Annotated in this window: 16 protein-coding genes and 2 pseudogenes; 1 reads left to right on the top strand and 17 read right to left on the bottom strand. The window is 24.9% G+C overall.

Annotation, left to right across the window (positions count from 1 at the left end):
- Nucleotides 1-83: 83 nt before the first annotated feature.
- Nucleotides 84-527, bottom strand: coding sequence for a MarR family transcriptional regulator (locus tag J7M87_RS09135; RefSeq protein ID WP_291650756.1), 444 nt, complete (start codon nt 525-527; stop codon nt 84-86).
- 607 nt (nt 528-1,134) lie between these two features.
- On the opposite strand from J7M87_RS09135, the gene J7M87_RS09130 reads away from it, so the two are divergent.
- Nucleotides 1,135-1,356 carry a DUF2085 domain-containing protein gene (locus J7M87_RS09130; protein WP_291650755.1) on the top strand — a complete coding sequence of 74 codons (222 nt, stop codon included), beginning with the start codon at nt 1,135-1,137 and terminating at the stop codon, nt 1,354-1,356.
- 349 nt (nt 1,357-1,705) lie between these two features.
- On the opposite strand, the pseudogene J7M87_RS09125 reads toward J7M87_RS09130, so the two are convergent.
- The 16 genes and pseudogenes from J7M87_RS09125 to J7M87_RS09050 all read right to left on the bottom strand — a co-directional run.
- A pseudogene (locus J7M87_RS09125) lies at nt 1,706-1,891 on the bottom strand (dihydrofolate reductase family protein); the annotation flags it as partial.
- Between the two features lie 56 nt (nt 1,892-1,947).
- Entirely contained in the window at nt 1,948-2,541 is a 594-nt protein-coding gene (locus J7M87_RS09120) for a hypothetical protein (protein WP_291650754.1), read from the bottom strand.
- Between the two features lie 405 nt (nt 2,542-2,946).
- Nucleotides 2,947-3,141, bottom strand: coding sequence for a hypothetical protein (locus J7M87_RS09115; protein ID WP_097033432.1), 195 nt, complete (start codon nt 3,139-3,141; stop codon nt 2,947-2,949).
- 717 nt (nt 3,142-3,858) lie between these two features.
- The gene (locus tag J7M87_RS09110) at nt 3,859-4,548 is read right to left on the bottom strand and encodes a DUF3109 family protein (protein ID WP_291650753.1); all 690 of its coding nucleotides are present in this window, start codon (nt 4,546-4,548) and stop codon (nt 3,859-3,861) included.
- A gap of 4 nt (nt 4,549-4,552) precedes the next feature.
- Nucleotides 4,553-5,458, bottom strand: coding sequence for an ABC transporter substrate-binding protein (locus J7M87_RS09105; RefSeq protein ID WP_291650752.1), 906 nt, complete (start codon nt 5,456-5,458; stop codon nt 4,553-4,555).
- Nucleotides 5,428-6,015, bottom strand: coding sequence for an ABC transporter substrate-binding protein (locus J7M87_RS09100; RefSeq protein WP_291650751.1), 588 nt, complete (start codon nt 6,013-6,015; stop codon nt 5,428-5,430). Before J7M87_RS09100 ends, J7M87_RS09105 begins: the two co-directional genes overlap by 31 nt.
- Before the next feature lie 12 nt (nt 6,016-6,027).
- Nucleotides 6,028-7,206 (bottom strand): MFS transporter, encoded by a 1,179-nt coding sequence (locus J7M87_RS09095; protein WP_291650750.1) that lies wholly within the window; start codon nt 7,204-7,206, stop codon nt 6,028-6,030.
- A 23-nt stretch (nt 7,207-7,229) separates the two neighbouring features.
- Complete coding sequence (locus J7M87_RS09090; protein WP_291650749.1) at nt 7,230-8,600, bottom strand: radical SAM protein; 1,371 nt, start codon at nt 8,598-8,600, stop codon at nt 7,230-7,232.
- Nucleotides 8,601-8,949: 349 nt separating this feature from the next.
- A pseudogene (locus J7M87_RS09085) lies at nt 8,950-9,116 on the bottom strand (IS30 family transposase); the annotation flags it as partial.
- Between the two features lie 313 nt (nt 9,117-9,429).
- Nucleotides 9,430-10,500: an ABC transporter permease gene (locus tag J7M87_RS09080; RefSeq protein WP_291650748.1), complete on the bottom strand. Its 1,071-nt coding sequence runs from the start codon at nt 10,498-10,500 to the stop codon at nt 9,430-9,432.
- Complete coding sequence (locus J7M87_RS09075; protein WP_291650747.1) at nt 10,491-11,585, bottom strand: ABC transporter permease; 1,095 nt, start codon at nt 11,583-11,585, stop codon at nt 10,491-10,493. The genes J7M87_RS09080 and J7M87_RS09075 overlap by 10 nt, the downstream gene beginning before the upstream one ends.
- A gap of 11 nt (nt 11,586-11,596) precedes the next feature.
- Nucleotides 11,597-12,532 carry an ABC transporter ATP-binding protein gene (locus J7M87_RS09070; RefSeq protein WP_291650746.1) on the bottom strand — a complete coding sequence of 312 codons (936 nt, stop codon included), beginning with the start codon at nt 12,530-12,532 and terminating at the stop codon, nt 11,597-11,599.
- 86 nt (nt 12,533-12,618) lie between these two features.
- Nucleotides 12,619-13,263, bottom strand: coding sequence for a response regulator transcription factor (locus J7M87_RS09065; protein ID WP_291650745.1), 645 nt, complete (start codon nt 13,261-13,263; stop codon nt 12,619-12,621).
- 1 nt (nt 13,264) lies between these two features.
- Entirely contained in the window at nt 13,265-14,416 is a 1,152-nt protein-coding gene (locus J7M87_RS09060) for a sensor histidine kinase (RefSeq protein WP_291650744.1), read from the bottom strand.
- 474 nt (nt 14,417-14,890) lie between these two features.
- Nucleotides 14,891-15,154: a hypothetical protein gene (locus J7M87_RS09055; RefSeq protein WP_291650743.1), complete on the bottom strand. Its 264-nt coding sequence runs from the start codon at nt 15,152-15,154 to the stop codon at nt 14,891-14,893.
- A 317-nt stretch (nt 15,155-15,471) separates the two neighbouring features.
- Complete coding sequence (locus tag J7M87_RS09050; protein WP_291650742.1) at nt 15,472-16,404, bottom strand: DMT family transporter; 933 nt, start codon at nt 16,402-16,404, stop codon at nt 15,472-15,474.
- Between the last annotated feature and the right edge of the window lie 114 nt (nt 16,405-16,518).

Raw genomic sequence — 16,518 nt, 5'->3', positions numbered from 1 at the left:
CTTAAAAAAATTTAAAAATATATAAAAATAATTTTTTTAAATATATATCACTAATTAGTGATATATATTTAAAAAAATTATTTTTATATATTTTTAAATTTTTTTAAGATATTTTTTAAAGTTATTTTTTCTTCATCAGTAAGTATACTAAAAATATTTTCAATATTTTTAATATGATATGGTAAAATATTTTCTATAGTGTCTTTTCCCTTATCTGTTAAGGATATTATACAAGACCTTTTATCATTAGGATCTTCAATCCTTTTGATTAATCCATCCTTTTCTAGATTTTTTATAACTACTGTTATATTTCCAGAAGTAGTTAATATTTTTTCTATTAATTCGCATATCTTTAAATTACCTTTATTATATAGAGCTTCTAAAACACCAAATTGAGCAGTTGTAAGCCCGCTTTCTTTTATAGTTTCAATCTCCTTCTTATGAATTGTATGCTCTGCTCTTGTAAAGACAACTAAAGTAGATAAAGTTAATTTATTTTCATTAATTAAATCTTTTATATCTTTCATGAACTTAATATATCACTAATTAGTGATAATGTCAAATATATATTTATTGAATATTTTTCGATTATGATTTAATCATTTATATAATAAATTTTTTATCAACAATATTATTATTCTACTAATAAAGTCCAGTTACTATTTCTAGAAAATAGTTAAAAATTAGAAAGTAAATCATTATATAAAATATCTATATAATGATATAATTTTATATACAAGCAAAAAGCTGATTAAAAGTATATTTATCTGGAGGATTTAAAATAGATAATATTGATTCAAAAGAAAACGTTGAATGCCCTTTTTGTAAAAGTAAAAATATAAAAATTATAATTGAAAAGAAAAATGAGGATTTTGATATAACAAGTGGAGTTATAGGAACCATATGTCTTGGCCCTATTGGATTACTATGTGGTCTATGTTGTGCTGACGGTGAAAAAGAAAAAACAACATGCATTTGTAACGATTGTGGAAAGAGATTTATAGATGACTAAAAAAGATAAGATTTGGTTATTTTTTATGAATCTTTTTTCTAAAACTTGTCATCAAAAATCTGAAAGAAGCTTTTTTTATTTATAATTATCAGTTCCCTATATGTACAAGATGTACAGGCTTATTGATAGGATATATTTTAGGTATAGTATCGTTATTTTTTAATCTTAAAATCCCAATTAGTTTAAGTTTAACTTTTGTAATAATTATGTTTATTGATTGGTTTCTTCAATATAAAAAAATATATCCTTCAAATAATACAAGACGGGTTATTACTGGATTTCTTTGTGGATTTGGTATCATAAGTGCACTAGCTAATTTTTATATGATACTAGTTAATTGTTAACTATATATTTCTTTCCATAAAAAATCAGATATCAAGACCTTATTTTATAAAAATTCATTTATTTTAGATAGCTTAAATTTAGAATCATTTTCGAAATTATATAAAAATCGAAAAGTTAATTCGTATTATTAATGTAAATAAAACTTTATTTGTTAATTTAAAATTATAAATATTTTTTGCGAATATAAATGGCTTATTACACATATTCTATTCATATTCGCTTTTATATTCGTAATAAAAATACTTACTCTATTTTACTTAATAATTTTCTTTTATAATTTTTTTAATTATTACTTTTAATATAAGTTCTATTTAAAATTAAGGCATTTGCTTTTTGCTCCGTTTAAAATTAATTACTATTCCAATGATAGATTAGTTGTACAACACCTGAAGAGAACGTTCTGGTATTAATCATTTTTAAATTCAATTTCTGTTTTATATCAGTAAATAACGGTTTTCCTTCTCCTAAAATAACTGGATGAATAGACAATCTAAATTCATCAACAAGCCCTAAATTTATAAAAGTTGTAATGAGGCTTGGTCCTCCCCCTTCTTATATTTTTCCTCTCTAGAGGTTGTTCTTTCTTATTTCTAATTTTTACTACTCATTGTTATATACTTACTTATAGTTTCTGTTATTTTTCTATCGTGAATTCTATTTATAACGTCTATATTCATAGTTTTAGATGCACTTTTAAAACAAGGAATATGTTCTATATCTGATTGGAATATAAGTTTAAATATAAATATATGTATTTCTTTTATTTCCTCAGTATTTAAATCTCTACATTCTTGAATAATTGATGTTACTACTTCTTGAATATATTTTGATATTTTCTTATTATTTTCTAAAACTTCTTCCTCTGTATATTTAGTTTTCCTATCATCCCTAAATTCTTCGCACTTTACCATCTTCTCATGAAAATGAAAATTTGCCATAAACTTAGATTTAATCTCCTCTAATACTTTTTCCTCTCCTATCTCCACTACTATCTTTTGTAGAGAAGGCATATTATTAATATAAGCATAAAAAACATCTTTAACATGATTTTCATGTAATCTTACTATATCCTCATGGCTTAAATTTTCAGTATATTTATGAGCCTTTTCAAAAAGTTTTTCCATTTTTTCTTCAATACTTTTCTTTATCTCACTAATATCCTTTTTTCTTTTGATATCACACATAAAAAATCCCCCACCTTTTACAATTCTATTTACAATAATATACTATAAGTAAAAATTCTTCAAATATTATTACCACTTTGCCTTTATATTTACTTTAATAATTTTATTATCAACACATACTCAAATTACTCTTATGATTCAAAATATCTTTTTTAAGTTGTTCTAAAAACTATAAGTTGTTAAAATAATACTTACGTATAATATGATACTAGACAAATATTCTATAGTATTATTGTCTATATATGTAAAAAAGAAATAAATTCATAAGTGATTTTGAAAATAATATTAATGATTATATAAAAATACTATATGGCTTATCCGTATTAGCATATTATCTAGGTTATATTCTGCTTATTGATAGAATGCATTAACTTAAAAGTGGTGAAATATTAAATTTCACCACTTTTATTTGTATAAATTATCTTCAATTATTTTATTTGCAATAAGACCTATATTAACTTCTCTAATATCCATATATACATCAATAATTCTATCAGTCAGAGTAACTTCAACATATTCTACTTGCTTTCCATCTTCATCTTTGTAAGTTATTATATCATAAGTTATTATCTCGTCTTTAAGTTGTTTCTTAGAAATCATTTAGTTTTCCTCCGTAAGCTTTATTCACTATATTTTAGCAAATAAATTACCTAATGTCTATTTTTAGATATTTACTTATGCTATTAATATACTCTAATCTTATACTATATATTATTAATCCAATGCTAGTGTTTTCACACCTTATGTTTCCAATTATATAATATATTTTCTTCTATATAAATAGTAACATTATACTTAGCCTGTTATAAAAATATATAGACAAATATCTACCTATTTTTAATATTTTTTAACATTATTAACTAGTTCTCATAAATATTATATGGTTATATAGCTACTTTTCCATTACCATAAAATACAATATGATCTATTGCAATCCACCTACTTTTTGACTATAAATAAAATCTACAATACAATTGGATCCTAAAGCTTTATTAGACATATATCTTTTTACAGCATTTAAATTTTTTAGCTATTTTAGATATATTCCGCCCTAAATTTAAGTGTTCTACTATGCAATATCGTTCGTTTATAGTAATATGTTTATAACGCATATTGTCATGTCTTTTAAAGTAGTTTTCTAGTCAATTATTACTTTAACATGAACGTGCCTGTATGGGTTATTTTTTAAAAATTAATTAGTGTTACGCTTGATATTGTAATTTATCTAAGCAAAAAAATAAGAACCTGGATCATCAAGGTTCTTATTTTTAATATACTAATATTTATTTCGTTAAATTATTTTCAAGGATAATATTCCTATAAATTAGAAGCATACATGTCCAATTCTTCATAAAATTTGTTACCAAATAAGTATCTTAATGTATATTCCATTGTTTTATAAATAGGAAATGAATTAGGTAAAGGATTTTCAACACAATCCATATAATTTCTCCATCTAACGAATTTTGAAGTCTCAGATGTTGCGAGTGTAATAAAAATATCTTTATTATCTAAAACTATTATTTCTAATGGTGATATACAACAATCAAAAGGCTTTACTGAATAGATTGGTATATTTTCTATTTCAGAAATTCTATGTAGTGAACAAAATCTATCCTTACCATTGTCGCTAGTAGCTAAAAATACACATTCATCATTAATTTCATTTAGTTTATATTTACATAGAGTCATCTTATTTTCTGATAATAAGCCAATTTTTTCAGACGATAAATATTTTGTAACATCATCAATATATAGTTCTACTACTTTTTCATTATATGGAGATATAATTCCACCGCCATCACAGCAAGTACCACTAAAATCTTCAGATGCATTGAAAGTACAATTTTTAGGATCACATGACCAGCATTTATTAATAATTGCATTTTTATCTACAATAATATTTCTAAATCTAATTTTCTCTATTTTTTCTAGATATTCGTTTACTAAAAGCACATCCGGTTTAAAATCATCAAATTTTTCTCCTGTATTCCTATAATATTGCATAAAATTACTCCTTTTTATTTTTTAATTTTATAATATTTTTAAAATTATAATCTCCATCTAATATATTGTGAGATACGTTAGATAGGTTACTTTTATAAACTTTTAAATTTTGCCCTTGATATAGCCATAAATATAGATGTTCATTATATGCTATATCTTGTATTTTACTGTAAATATTATACTTTTTGGGATTATCTTTCTCAAATCTTACTTTATTAATAAGATGATTAATTTTAGAATTATTGAATCCTACAACATTTGCAATTTCACCATTTTTATGATAAAAATCATATGCAAAACTATACGGATTATTAGTATCTGGAGCATATGATAAAAATGATAAATCAAATTCACCTAAATCAAATTCTTTACAAAACTGTGAAAATGGTAGTTTTATAATTTCTAAATCAATTCCTATCAATTGAAGCCCATTTTTTAAAATGTTACAGGCTATATCTGCATCTTCCATTCCTAAAACACTCAATACTTTTAATTTAGGGATATTAACCAAGTTAATAGTTTTAATGATTCTTTTAGCCTCATCAATATTATAATTAATGAGAGGTATATTAGAATTATGGGAATAAACGCCTTTAGGTATAGCAGTATTTACTCTTTCTCCCATTCCTTTTCTACCAAACTCCAAAAAATTTTCATAATCAAATGATAATATCAGAACCTTCCTAAATTCATTTATATTTAATGGTGTACGATTAGAATTTAATACAAATAATACCATATCTAAAGCTGGAAATTTTTTTATTTCTATATCTGTGTATTTTTCAAAATCTTTAGACTTACTTGCTTGAACAGCCATAATATCTCCTGTAGTTAAAAATAATTGTTTTCTTTTTTCATAATCACTTTCACAAATTATCCTTATATAATTAGAAGCGGTTTTTTTTTCCAATAATTATCAAAGCGTTCTAGGATAATTTCTTTATTATAAGTATCAATATTTTTTATTTTAAAAGGACCTGTACCGCTAGATGTTTCTGATAATAAGGTTGGATTGTCAAGTAGTCTTGGGCTTATAATTGAGCTTTCCTGAATAGCTAAAAAGTAGATCAAATCTAAACAGTTTTTGTCTAATTCAATACTAAAAAGATATTTATTTAAACATACTATATTATTAGGATTTAATAATCCATTAAATAACTCATTAGCCTTTTTTGATTCATTTAACATTCGTATTAAAGATTTTTGTACAGCATAGGAGTCACATTCTAAACCATCATGAAAGTATATATTCCTTTTAAGTTCAAAAAAATAAATCTTATCAAATTTAATCCACCATTTCTTAACAAGAATTGGAACACAGTTGTCTCCTATAAAACTAAATAATTTTTCATAGACATTATCAATAATTTCCCTACTTATTGTATCAGCTGCAAATACTGGATCTATAGAACTTGGCATATCAATTTGTAATCTACAAATAGTATTTTCATTGATTAGATTTTTCATTTAAACCTCCTATTATTTAACTAAATCATTAATATTGTTTGCTATTTTTCTAAGATTTATAAATAGTAAAAATACAATAATTACATATATAATTGAAAACGTCATTATCCCCGTATTAATATTAAATCTATCTACTATTTTACCGAGAGAAATATTCCCTAAAGCATCACCAATACTAGCACTTAATGATATAAGAGATAATTCAAATCCTTTAAATTCATTTCTTATAAATATTGATTCTGCCTTAGGAGTTGCTATATATGTAAATGTCACAAATATACTGCATAATAAAAACATTATAAGAAAACTTATTGAATTAGATACTAATATCATTAAGACACCTGAACAAGATGCAAGAAAATAGCTTAAACAAAGCATTTTTCTAATATTAATTTTATCAGCAATATGTCCTGCAACAAAATAAGTTGGAGAACCTATTAATTCATCTAAAGACATAACAAATCCTAATGCTACTGCAGTATATCCAAAGTTTTTATAAAAATGCATTGGAACTAGAGTATTCCACATAGGACTAGTAACAAATGTTTGTAAAAACATAACAATACAAAATAAATAGATCATTTTATTAATTCCACTAAATAGATTTTTATTAATAAACTTTTGAGGCTGATTTTGAATTGAAGGTAGAAAGAAGATTGTTACTATAGATGCTGAAATTAAAATTACTGAAATTATAATAAATGCATATTTACCTTGATTAAACTGATAAAGAAATCCTGCAACCATTCCGCCTAAAGAAGTAATAATTGATGATATACCTAGTACATTACCAAATCCTTTTCCTCTATCTTCAAATTTTGTAAGCTCTATTGTATAAGAGGAATTTATAGAGGTGAAAATACCTCTACACAGACCTAAACAACATAAAAGTATTAAATAATATATTAATGAAGTTGCAAAAGCCATAAAAAAAATTATTATTGAACTTGATGCTAATGATATTATAAGATATATCTTTTGACCTACTAAATCAGAGTGCCTCCCTGTTATAACCTTTATAAAGAACATACCAAGGGAGAATGAAGCCATAACACTACCTATACTAGCAAAAGATAAGCCTTGATCAGCCATTTTTAATGGGATAATAATCGTAATAGCATTTGAACTCATTAAGAAGCAACCTGATACGATTGCAAATATCCATAGTTCAAATTTCTTATTATATTTCATTATAGAACTCCTTGACTACTAGTTTATTTTATTAATGTTCCTTCCGATGTATGTAACTCGCTTAATACTGGATATTTTTCAAGCATCCACATGATTTCAAGAAAAGTATTTTTGTAATCGGAACATTTTTTACTCCTTGCACTAAGATTATTGTTATTTGTAAAATACGCTTGTGCTCTACATCCTCCACCACAAAAAAATCTAAAATCACATTTACTACAAGCTTCATTTAAATTATTTATATTAATGCGTCTATGTTCTTTAAATGTATTAGTATCTTTCCAAATATCTGAAAATGAACGTTGCCTAACATTATCTTCCTTATACTGTTTAACTTGAAAAGAAGGACATGGAAAAACATCACCATTTGCAGTTATTGAACATGTATTTATACCTGAACCACAGCAATCAGTCTTTATTGGAAGTAATACTGTTTCTATTAATTTGCTTATAGCTGTATCAATAAGTTTATTAAAAAGATATTCATTTGATGTTGCTTCTTCCAATAGATTTTTAATAATTTTATACTCATTTGGAATATCAATACCATAAACTTTAGCATTTCCAAAATCATTTAAGAAATTTAGAATTACTCTATCTGCACCAATTTCATCTGCAAATTTGAAATATTCAATTACTTCGTTTTGATTTTTCTTATGAATTGTCATAGATAGTGTTACTGGAACTCCCTTATCCACACACCATTTTATATTTTTTATTGTTTTATCATATGTTTCTTTACCTCGTATAAATTCATGTGTTTCTTTACTTACCCCATCTAACGATATTGTTGTTGAGATTTTATGTTCTGATAGATAATTAACTACTTCTTCAGTAAATAATAGACTGTTTGTAATAAAATTAACTTCTATTCCATCTATATTCATTGCATCAAATATTTCTATAATATCTTTTCTTAATAAGGGCTCACCACCAGTTATATCTACCTTTACACCATTTTTCCCACCTACTTTGATAAAATCTAGTGCAAGATCTCTCATTTCACTAGGAGTTAATTTGTTTTCTACTTGTTTTTTATCTCCTAAAAAACAATGCTTACAATTAATATTGCATCTAGATTCAATATTTAACCATACTCCTTGTAAAGGATAAATTTCAATTTCATCTTTATTAGTATCTTCTATATTTTGTATATTTTCTCCAAGATATAATATACCTTGATCAATTAACGAACTAATAAATTTTTGAGTATCATTATCAAAATCTTTAATTTCTTGTAATGTCATTCCATTTACTTTTCTAAGTATGTCACTACTACCTTTAGACGCTATGAACCAATAAGGTATTTCTGGGAAAATAATTACCTCTTTAGTACCTTCCTTATTTGTATAATTACTGATTTTACCTAATAAATTTATTTTTCTATTATCCAAACTTATCATCCTTTACTCAATATATTAAAAGGAGCAACATTATACCTATTGCTCCTTTTTTAAATTTAAATAGAATATTTAGTATGTGTAAAATTATCTCTAAATGATACTGGTTTTCTTCTTTTTGCAAATGCAAATAACTTCATAACTTCCCCCCCTTATTAATAACATAGGATAACTCCTATTTATTCTAATTCTACAATATAATATAATTAATGTAAATATATTCTAATAAAAAAAGACAAATTATAACATTTTTAATAACATAAAAAATTTATATATATAAACTAAAATTAAAAAATAATTAAAATGAGTTATGGTTAAATTTAGATGAGTGATAGAGAAAAAAATCAAACTTATTGGGGAAAATTTCTCTGATTAATCCATTAGTCTTTTCGTTGGCACCTCTTTACCAAGAACTCTAGGGAGCAGCAAAGTTAAAGTTAAAGTTAAAGTTAACTCTAATTCTTCATATCCAGCAAATTCTTTACCACTATCAACAGTAATAGTTTTAAGCAAATTTGTAGTATTTCCTTTAATCTCTCTTGAAATAGTGGCCTTGCTTCTATTAAGTCCTTTAGCTAATTTAGATATATTCCATCCTAAATTTGAATGTTCTACTATACTATATCGTTAATTTATAGTAATATTTTTATAACTCATATTGTCATGCCCTTTAAAGTGGTTTTCTAGTAAATTATTACCTTAACATGAACGTACCTGTATGGGTTATTTTTTTAAAATTAATTAGTGTTGCACTTGATATTGTAATTTATCTTATATATAAATAAAGGTAGAAGAAATATTTCTTCTACCTAAAACAAATTTACTACTCCTTAGCATAATCTCTAAGTCTAAAGCTTCCTGCTGTAAAGAATACTGCTGACATTAATATTATAACTATAAGCGGTACTACTATTTTACCTTCGTTTATAATTTGTACCATCCATGAAAATGGTGAAATTATACTTAAACTATTTATTATTTGAGGTACATTATCAAATTCTTGAAGCCCGCTTCCTAGCATTGCAACACCAAAGGATAGTAGTCCAAAAACTACAATAGCTAAACTTGATATTGTTGCATTTTTAAGCCATCTTGTTGCAGCTATAATTAGAGATGTTGTAACTAAACTACTTAACGTAATAACTAGTATACCTTCCACCAAGTTGTAATTTTCTATTTTAAATATATTAATTGATAAAATTAATGTTATTGAGCTTATTACACTTTGAAGAATAAATGCTGATAAATATAGAGAACCTAAAATAACTTTATCTGAATTTCCAGTTGATATTGTTCTTCTTAAAACCTTTTGAGCCTTAAGTTTAATTATATCATCAGTTAATATAGATCCACCTATCATCATAAAATAGCATATCATTAAGACAGTAAGAACATAATCAGCTTTATTTACTTCAAAATTATCCTCTATTACAGTTTTAACAGTGTTGGTACTAAGCCCATCGTTTATGCCCTCTTTAATCAACTTATTAATATAATCAGCTATAATATTATCTGCAACAACAGCTCCCATACCAGCTTCATTTATATAAGTTTTTATCTTAGGAACTTCTCCATTGTTTATTTTTTCTTCAAAATCCTCGTCTATTACATATATAGCTCCAAGCTTTTTATCTCTTAAATCATTGTAGCTATCTTCAGCTTCGCCATCTAACTCTTCTATTGAATATTTTTCAGATAAATCACTTATTAAATCCTTTGAATATTTACCAGAAGATTTATCTAATATTCCTATCTTGCCTAAGGATGATTCCTTTGAACTAGGTCCAACTACTCCAAATAATACTACCATTGGAAGGAAAAATGTCATCATTAAGATAGCTGGATTTTTTAAACTTCTTCTTAAATTAATTAAAGTTAATCTTATTAAGCGCATCTTCTTTCCTCCTTAGATAAACTTATTTTTAATATTGCAATTATAAATAGTATTATTGAAACAGAAAGAATTAATATTAAATCCTTATTATTGGCACTAAAGCTTCCATTTAAATTATATAAAGTAAATAATTTTGAAATATAATGTGTTGGTGATAAAACTTTTAATGCATTTCCTTCACCAGTGAACATTTCCATTCCTATTATAGGAAGTGTAAATATCAATGCTCCTACAACCTTACCATACTTAGCACCAAAAAAGGTGTAAACAAATTTACTTAATGATACTACTAACATAGACGAAGTTAAAATTAATATTAGTAAAGGGAAAATACCTCCAGTAAAGCTTATTCCTGAAATTCTAAAGAAAAATACATATCCTGAAATAATAACAGTTGAATATACAAATAATGCAAAAGAATCATAATAAAAATATTGCTTTCTAGTTATAGGTGTTGATGCAACCCTTTTATCAAGATTTACGCTCACCTCTGCATAATTAGATTGTATAAGACTAAAAATCAACATACTTATTACAAAGGCTATCATTGATGCAGCCATTTTTTCATAACTACTAGATGTTTTTTTAGAATATATATCTATTTTTTCAATAACAGATTCTCCAGAAACTTTTGCTAAGTCTTCATTAGATCCTCCAGATAAACTAACATAAAGACTTTCATGATATTTATCTAAAATGGTTTTTAAGGTATTGGTAGAATTACTGTAACCTTCTTCTAGCTTATTTATGGTTATTTCTCCACTTTTTAAAGATACAATATTATTTTCATATCCTTTTGGAATTGAAACTTCTACATTTGCTTTATTATCAGTTATTTCAACAAGTTCCTTCATATCATTACTTTCTAAAAAGGATACTAAATTTTTAGACATAGTACTATTATCCATATCATTTATTTGAATTTTTAAAGTTGCTAATTTTAATGGACTATCCATAAGTGTTTTTTGAAAAAATCCCATAAAAGCTGCTAATAAAACTGGAAATAGTATATAGTATAAAAGTGTTACAGCTCCATTAGAGACCATTCCTTTTAAGGTTGTCTTTGTATAATATATTAATTTCATTTAACTCACCCCTAATCCCTTAACTTCTTTCCTGTTAAGGCTAAAAATACATCCTCTAGTCGTGCATCTTCATAGCTTATCTTTTTTACATTAACTCCATATTGCTCTATTATGCTAAGTACATTATGAAGCTTAAAATTTGAATCTATAGTTAAAGAAATAATATCATCTTGTTCTTTAACTTTTATTACCCCTGTTAATTTTTCTATATTTAAAAGAACTTCAGCTGTAATATTGCTAGATTCTATTATCACCTTGTTATTAGGAAATACTGAGGATTTTATTTCTTCTTTTGTTCCATAAGATACTTCTTTGCCTAAATCTATAATAAATACCCTTTTACATAGCTCCTCAACTTCTTCCATGTAATGAGATGTATATATAACTGTTGTACCCCATTCCCTGCAAATATTTTTTGTAAAAGTAAATATATGATTTCTTGATTGTGGATCAACGCCAACAGTAGGCTCATCCATTATTAAGACTTTTGGATGATGCATAATAGCTGCTGCAATATTAAGCCTTCTCTTCATTCCACCTGAAAATTTTTTAACTTTTTCTTTTTTCTTTTCTTGAAGTCCTGTAACTTCTAAGGCTTCATTTATTCTTTCTTTAAGTTCTTTTCCCTTTAAACCATATAAAGCACCAAAAAACTCTAAATTATCATAAGCATTTAATTCTTCTATTAAGGAAATATCTTGTGGGACATAACCTATACACTCTTTAGCTTTTATTGGCTCTTTTAAAATATCATAACCACAAATTTTAACTGTTCCACTATCTGGAGTTAAAAGACTGGTCATTATATTGATTAAGGTTGATTTTCCTGCTCCATTAGGTCCTATAAATCCAAATATTTCTCCTTTATTAACTTCATAACTTACATTATCTAAAACTAACTTATCGTTGAATCTTTTTGTAACATTTTTTACTTCTATGATACTCATTTAAAATACCCCCTAGCTTTATCTTAATTATATAATAAGACAAAGCTAAGGGGCATGCTATCACTACAAGTCACTACATAAATGACTTAAGTCACTATTCCATTTTTAAATGCAAAAATTGCAATTTGTGTTCTATCTCTAAGGGTTAACTTAGCTAAAATATTGGTAATATTATTTTTTATAGTCCCTTCTGATAAATAAAGTTTTTCTGAGATTTCTTTATTGGTTAATCCTTCAGCAATGTATTTAATAATTTGTAATTCTTTATCTGAAAAATCATACTTTTTTATTTCTTTATCATTTAAACTATGATTGTTATTACTAAGAATTTCATTTGCTACGTCAGGATGAACAACCATATTTCCCATATAAGCTGTTTTTATTCCTTCATAAATAACTTGATGAGAACTATCCTTTAACAAATATCCAAAAGCTCCATATTTTAATGCATCTTGAATATATTCTTTATCTTTAAATGTAGTTAATATAATAACTTTAATCTTAGTAAATTGCTCCTTAATAAGTCTAGTGCCCATTACTCCATCACAATCTTTCATTCTTATATCCATAAGAACTACATCTATATCTTTATTTTTACACACTTCTAAAGCTTTATATCCATTTTCAGCAGTATCAACCACTTCTATATCATCAAAAGTTGAAAGCATAATTTTTAAGCCTTCTCTAATTAGTTTTTCATCATCTACAATTAATATTTTAATTTTCGCCATCCTAATTCTCCTTTTCTCTAGGAATTACAAGCTTTATAAAAAATCCTTTTCCTATCTCTGAACTTACATCAATTATTCCATCTATTTCTTCAGATCTTTCTCTTATATTTTTAAGTCCAAATCCACTTTCTTTTATAATATCAGTTCCTATGCCATTATCTTTAAAAGATATTACAAAATCATTTTCTGTAAAGTTCATAATTACTTTAACCTTAGATGCTTTTCCATGTCTTAAAGCATTTGATAAAACTTCTTGAGTTATTCTATATAAGTGAGTACTTTGTTTTGTAGAAAGAGTCCAATCACCCTTTGATAAAATAATATTCACTTCTACACCTGACATCTTTTCAAAGTTCTTACACAACTCTTGAATTCTAATTAATCCTCTGTAATTATCATAGTCATCAGATTTAAGTTCACTTACTGCCCTTTTAACATCTTGAAAACTCTCATTTATAAAATCTCTTAAGTTACTTGCCATATCTTTTAGCATGCTTCCTTCTTTATCGGCTATACTTTCCATTGCAGATAGCTGAATCATAGCTGTAGATAACGAATGTCCAACACTATCATGTATTTCTCTTGATATTCTATTTCTTTCCTTAAGTACTGTTAACTCTTCTATTGAAGTAAGACATTCTTCAAGGTGCTTTTTTGTTTCAATTAAATTTTCCTCAGACACTCTAAGCTTATCATATAACCTTTGAGCTTCTCTTTTTGTATTATGCAATCTAGATATGTAATTTAAAAGAATTATAAAAATAAACATAATAACTAAATTAATAAACCCATCTTCTATATTTTTATTAAATTTACTAGATAGTGATATTAAAGATATTACAATTAAAAAGATATATTTTATTTTTTCAAATTTTAATGTAAAGGCATCTATAGTTACTCCTATTAAATAAAATAAAATGCTTCCTCCAAAGTTTAAATAAGCTATTGGTGATATTATTATTTCAACAATCATAGAAAAAATAGTTAATTTATCATTTCTAAAGTAAAATATTCTAAGATTATTGTTTATTATAAACATCAAAATAAATATTAAACTAAGAATACTTGTATTTTTTTCTTCAATAAAAATTTGAGCTATTAAAATAATAAATGATATATATCGTATCAATAATAGTTCTTTACTTTTCCCCATATTTCTCTCCAAATCTTTTTTATTATCTATGTTTCAATTAATTGATTTACGTAACTAAAATTATAATATTATAAACATATCATGCTTCTTTAAATAAAATAGCAAAATTGAAACTATATAAGATAATGATACAATAGATTTTAAAATTGGTGAATAGATATATTTTACGAATATAAAAGTTACAATAAATATACAGATTCCATAAGCTGAATAGGATCGCAAAGAAGTAATATTAGAATTTTCCAATCCACTAAAATTCAATATAATTTATTTTTATTTATAAACATTTTAAAATTATATCAATCTTTTCTACATACCTTCGGTTATTTTTATTAATATATTAAATAACCTTATTTTATAAAAAGCAAAAAAATACTAGTAAGTAGGACTTTTCCTATTTACTAGTATTTTTAAGTATAATTTTATATTATTAGTATCCTTATAATTGCACTCATGAACATTTATTTAAAATCATTACCACAATAATTCATTTTCTATATAACCTAATGAATCACCATAAGATAATCCTATTATTCTTCTTCCTCTAGATTCTCTTAAAACTAAATCATCATTATAATACTTCTTATAGTATTCTAACTTTTTATCAAAATCTTCTAATTCGTTTATTACTATCTCTGGTCTCTCAAATTTTTCAACTTTAAATTTAATCCCTATAAAAGCAACACCTTCTTCTTTTGCGGTTTTAAAACACGATTCTAAATCTTGCATTTTTAACATATTAACAATCCTCTCTATATTAATTTTTTTAATAACTATAGAATTGAGCATACTTTTTATGTCACGATTTATTTATTATATTTTATGAGAACATATATTATATTTCTTCAATATTGATGTTGCAAATTATAGTACTCATTTATATTTATAATTAATTTAACTTCATTATTACATTTTTATATCAAATTAATACATTTTTAAATTGCTATTGATTTATTATTAATGCAATATTCATATATTTTTATGATTAACTTTATTTATAAAAATAACTGTAACAAAGTTATTACTTCATTACAGTTATTTTATAAATTATTTGTTTATTCCTTAATTTCCTTCTTTTTATATACTAAATAAATCCCTGCACAAACTAATATTAAAGCTATAAGTATCTTTATATCAAAGATATTTTCTTTAAGGACTATAGCTGAAAGTATAGTTCCAAAGACAGGAATTAAAAAGTTGAAAACAGAAATTACTCCAACTTTATTGTATTTTAAAAGTTGAGACCATAATGCGAATGCTACTGATGATAATAATGCCATATATAATAATAAAGAAGTAGATTTAACATTAAAGTTTGTAAGGTGTCCTCCTAATATATAGCCGATTAATATTAAAGCTAATCCTCCTATAGCTAATTGATAACCAGTTATGGTATATGCATCTTTATTTTGGCTTATCTTCTTACTGTATATTGATGAAATTGAAAGCATAAAAGCTGCAAGCATTATAAATCCTTCACCTTTAAAAGAAAATCCTCCTTCTAAAACTGAAGATCCTCCAAGGTTTACAATTATAACTCCAGCAAATCCTACTATGCAGCCTAAAATCTTATTGAAATTCAGCTTATCATTTTTATAAATAAAATGTGCTAATATGATACTAAAAAATGTACCTGTTCCATTTATAATTGAACCTCTTACTCCAGTAGTATATGTCATTCCTAAGTAGAAAAATATATATTGAAGAGTCGTTTGTCCAAGTCCTAATATTGTAATTTCTCTCATATCTTTAAAAGTTAAATTAAAGATACTTTGCTTCATTAATAACTTTATTATTAACACAATAATTCCAGCTAAGAAGAATCTATATCCAGCAAATATAAGCTTTGCACCAACATCACTACTTGCTATATTAAAAATTTCATATCCTACTTTAATTGCAGGAAAAGCACTTCCCCATAGAAAGGTACAAATTATTGCTATTATAATTATATTTATTCTGTTAGTATAAAATTTTGATTTATCCAAATATCGTCATCCCTTCTAGTAACTCTTTATAAAGTTCATCGAATTTATTATATACTTATTTATATAAAAAAGGTGTTCTATCCTAAAATATATTTATATAAATTTAAAAACTAA

Source organism: Clostridium sp., assembly GCF_017888565.1.
Lineage (GTDB): Bacteria > Bacillota > Clostridia > Clostridiales > Clostridiaceae > Clostridium.
Note: the sequence above shows the minus strand (reverse complement) of the source record. Positions and strands in the feature narration are given on the sequence as shown.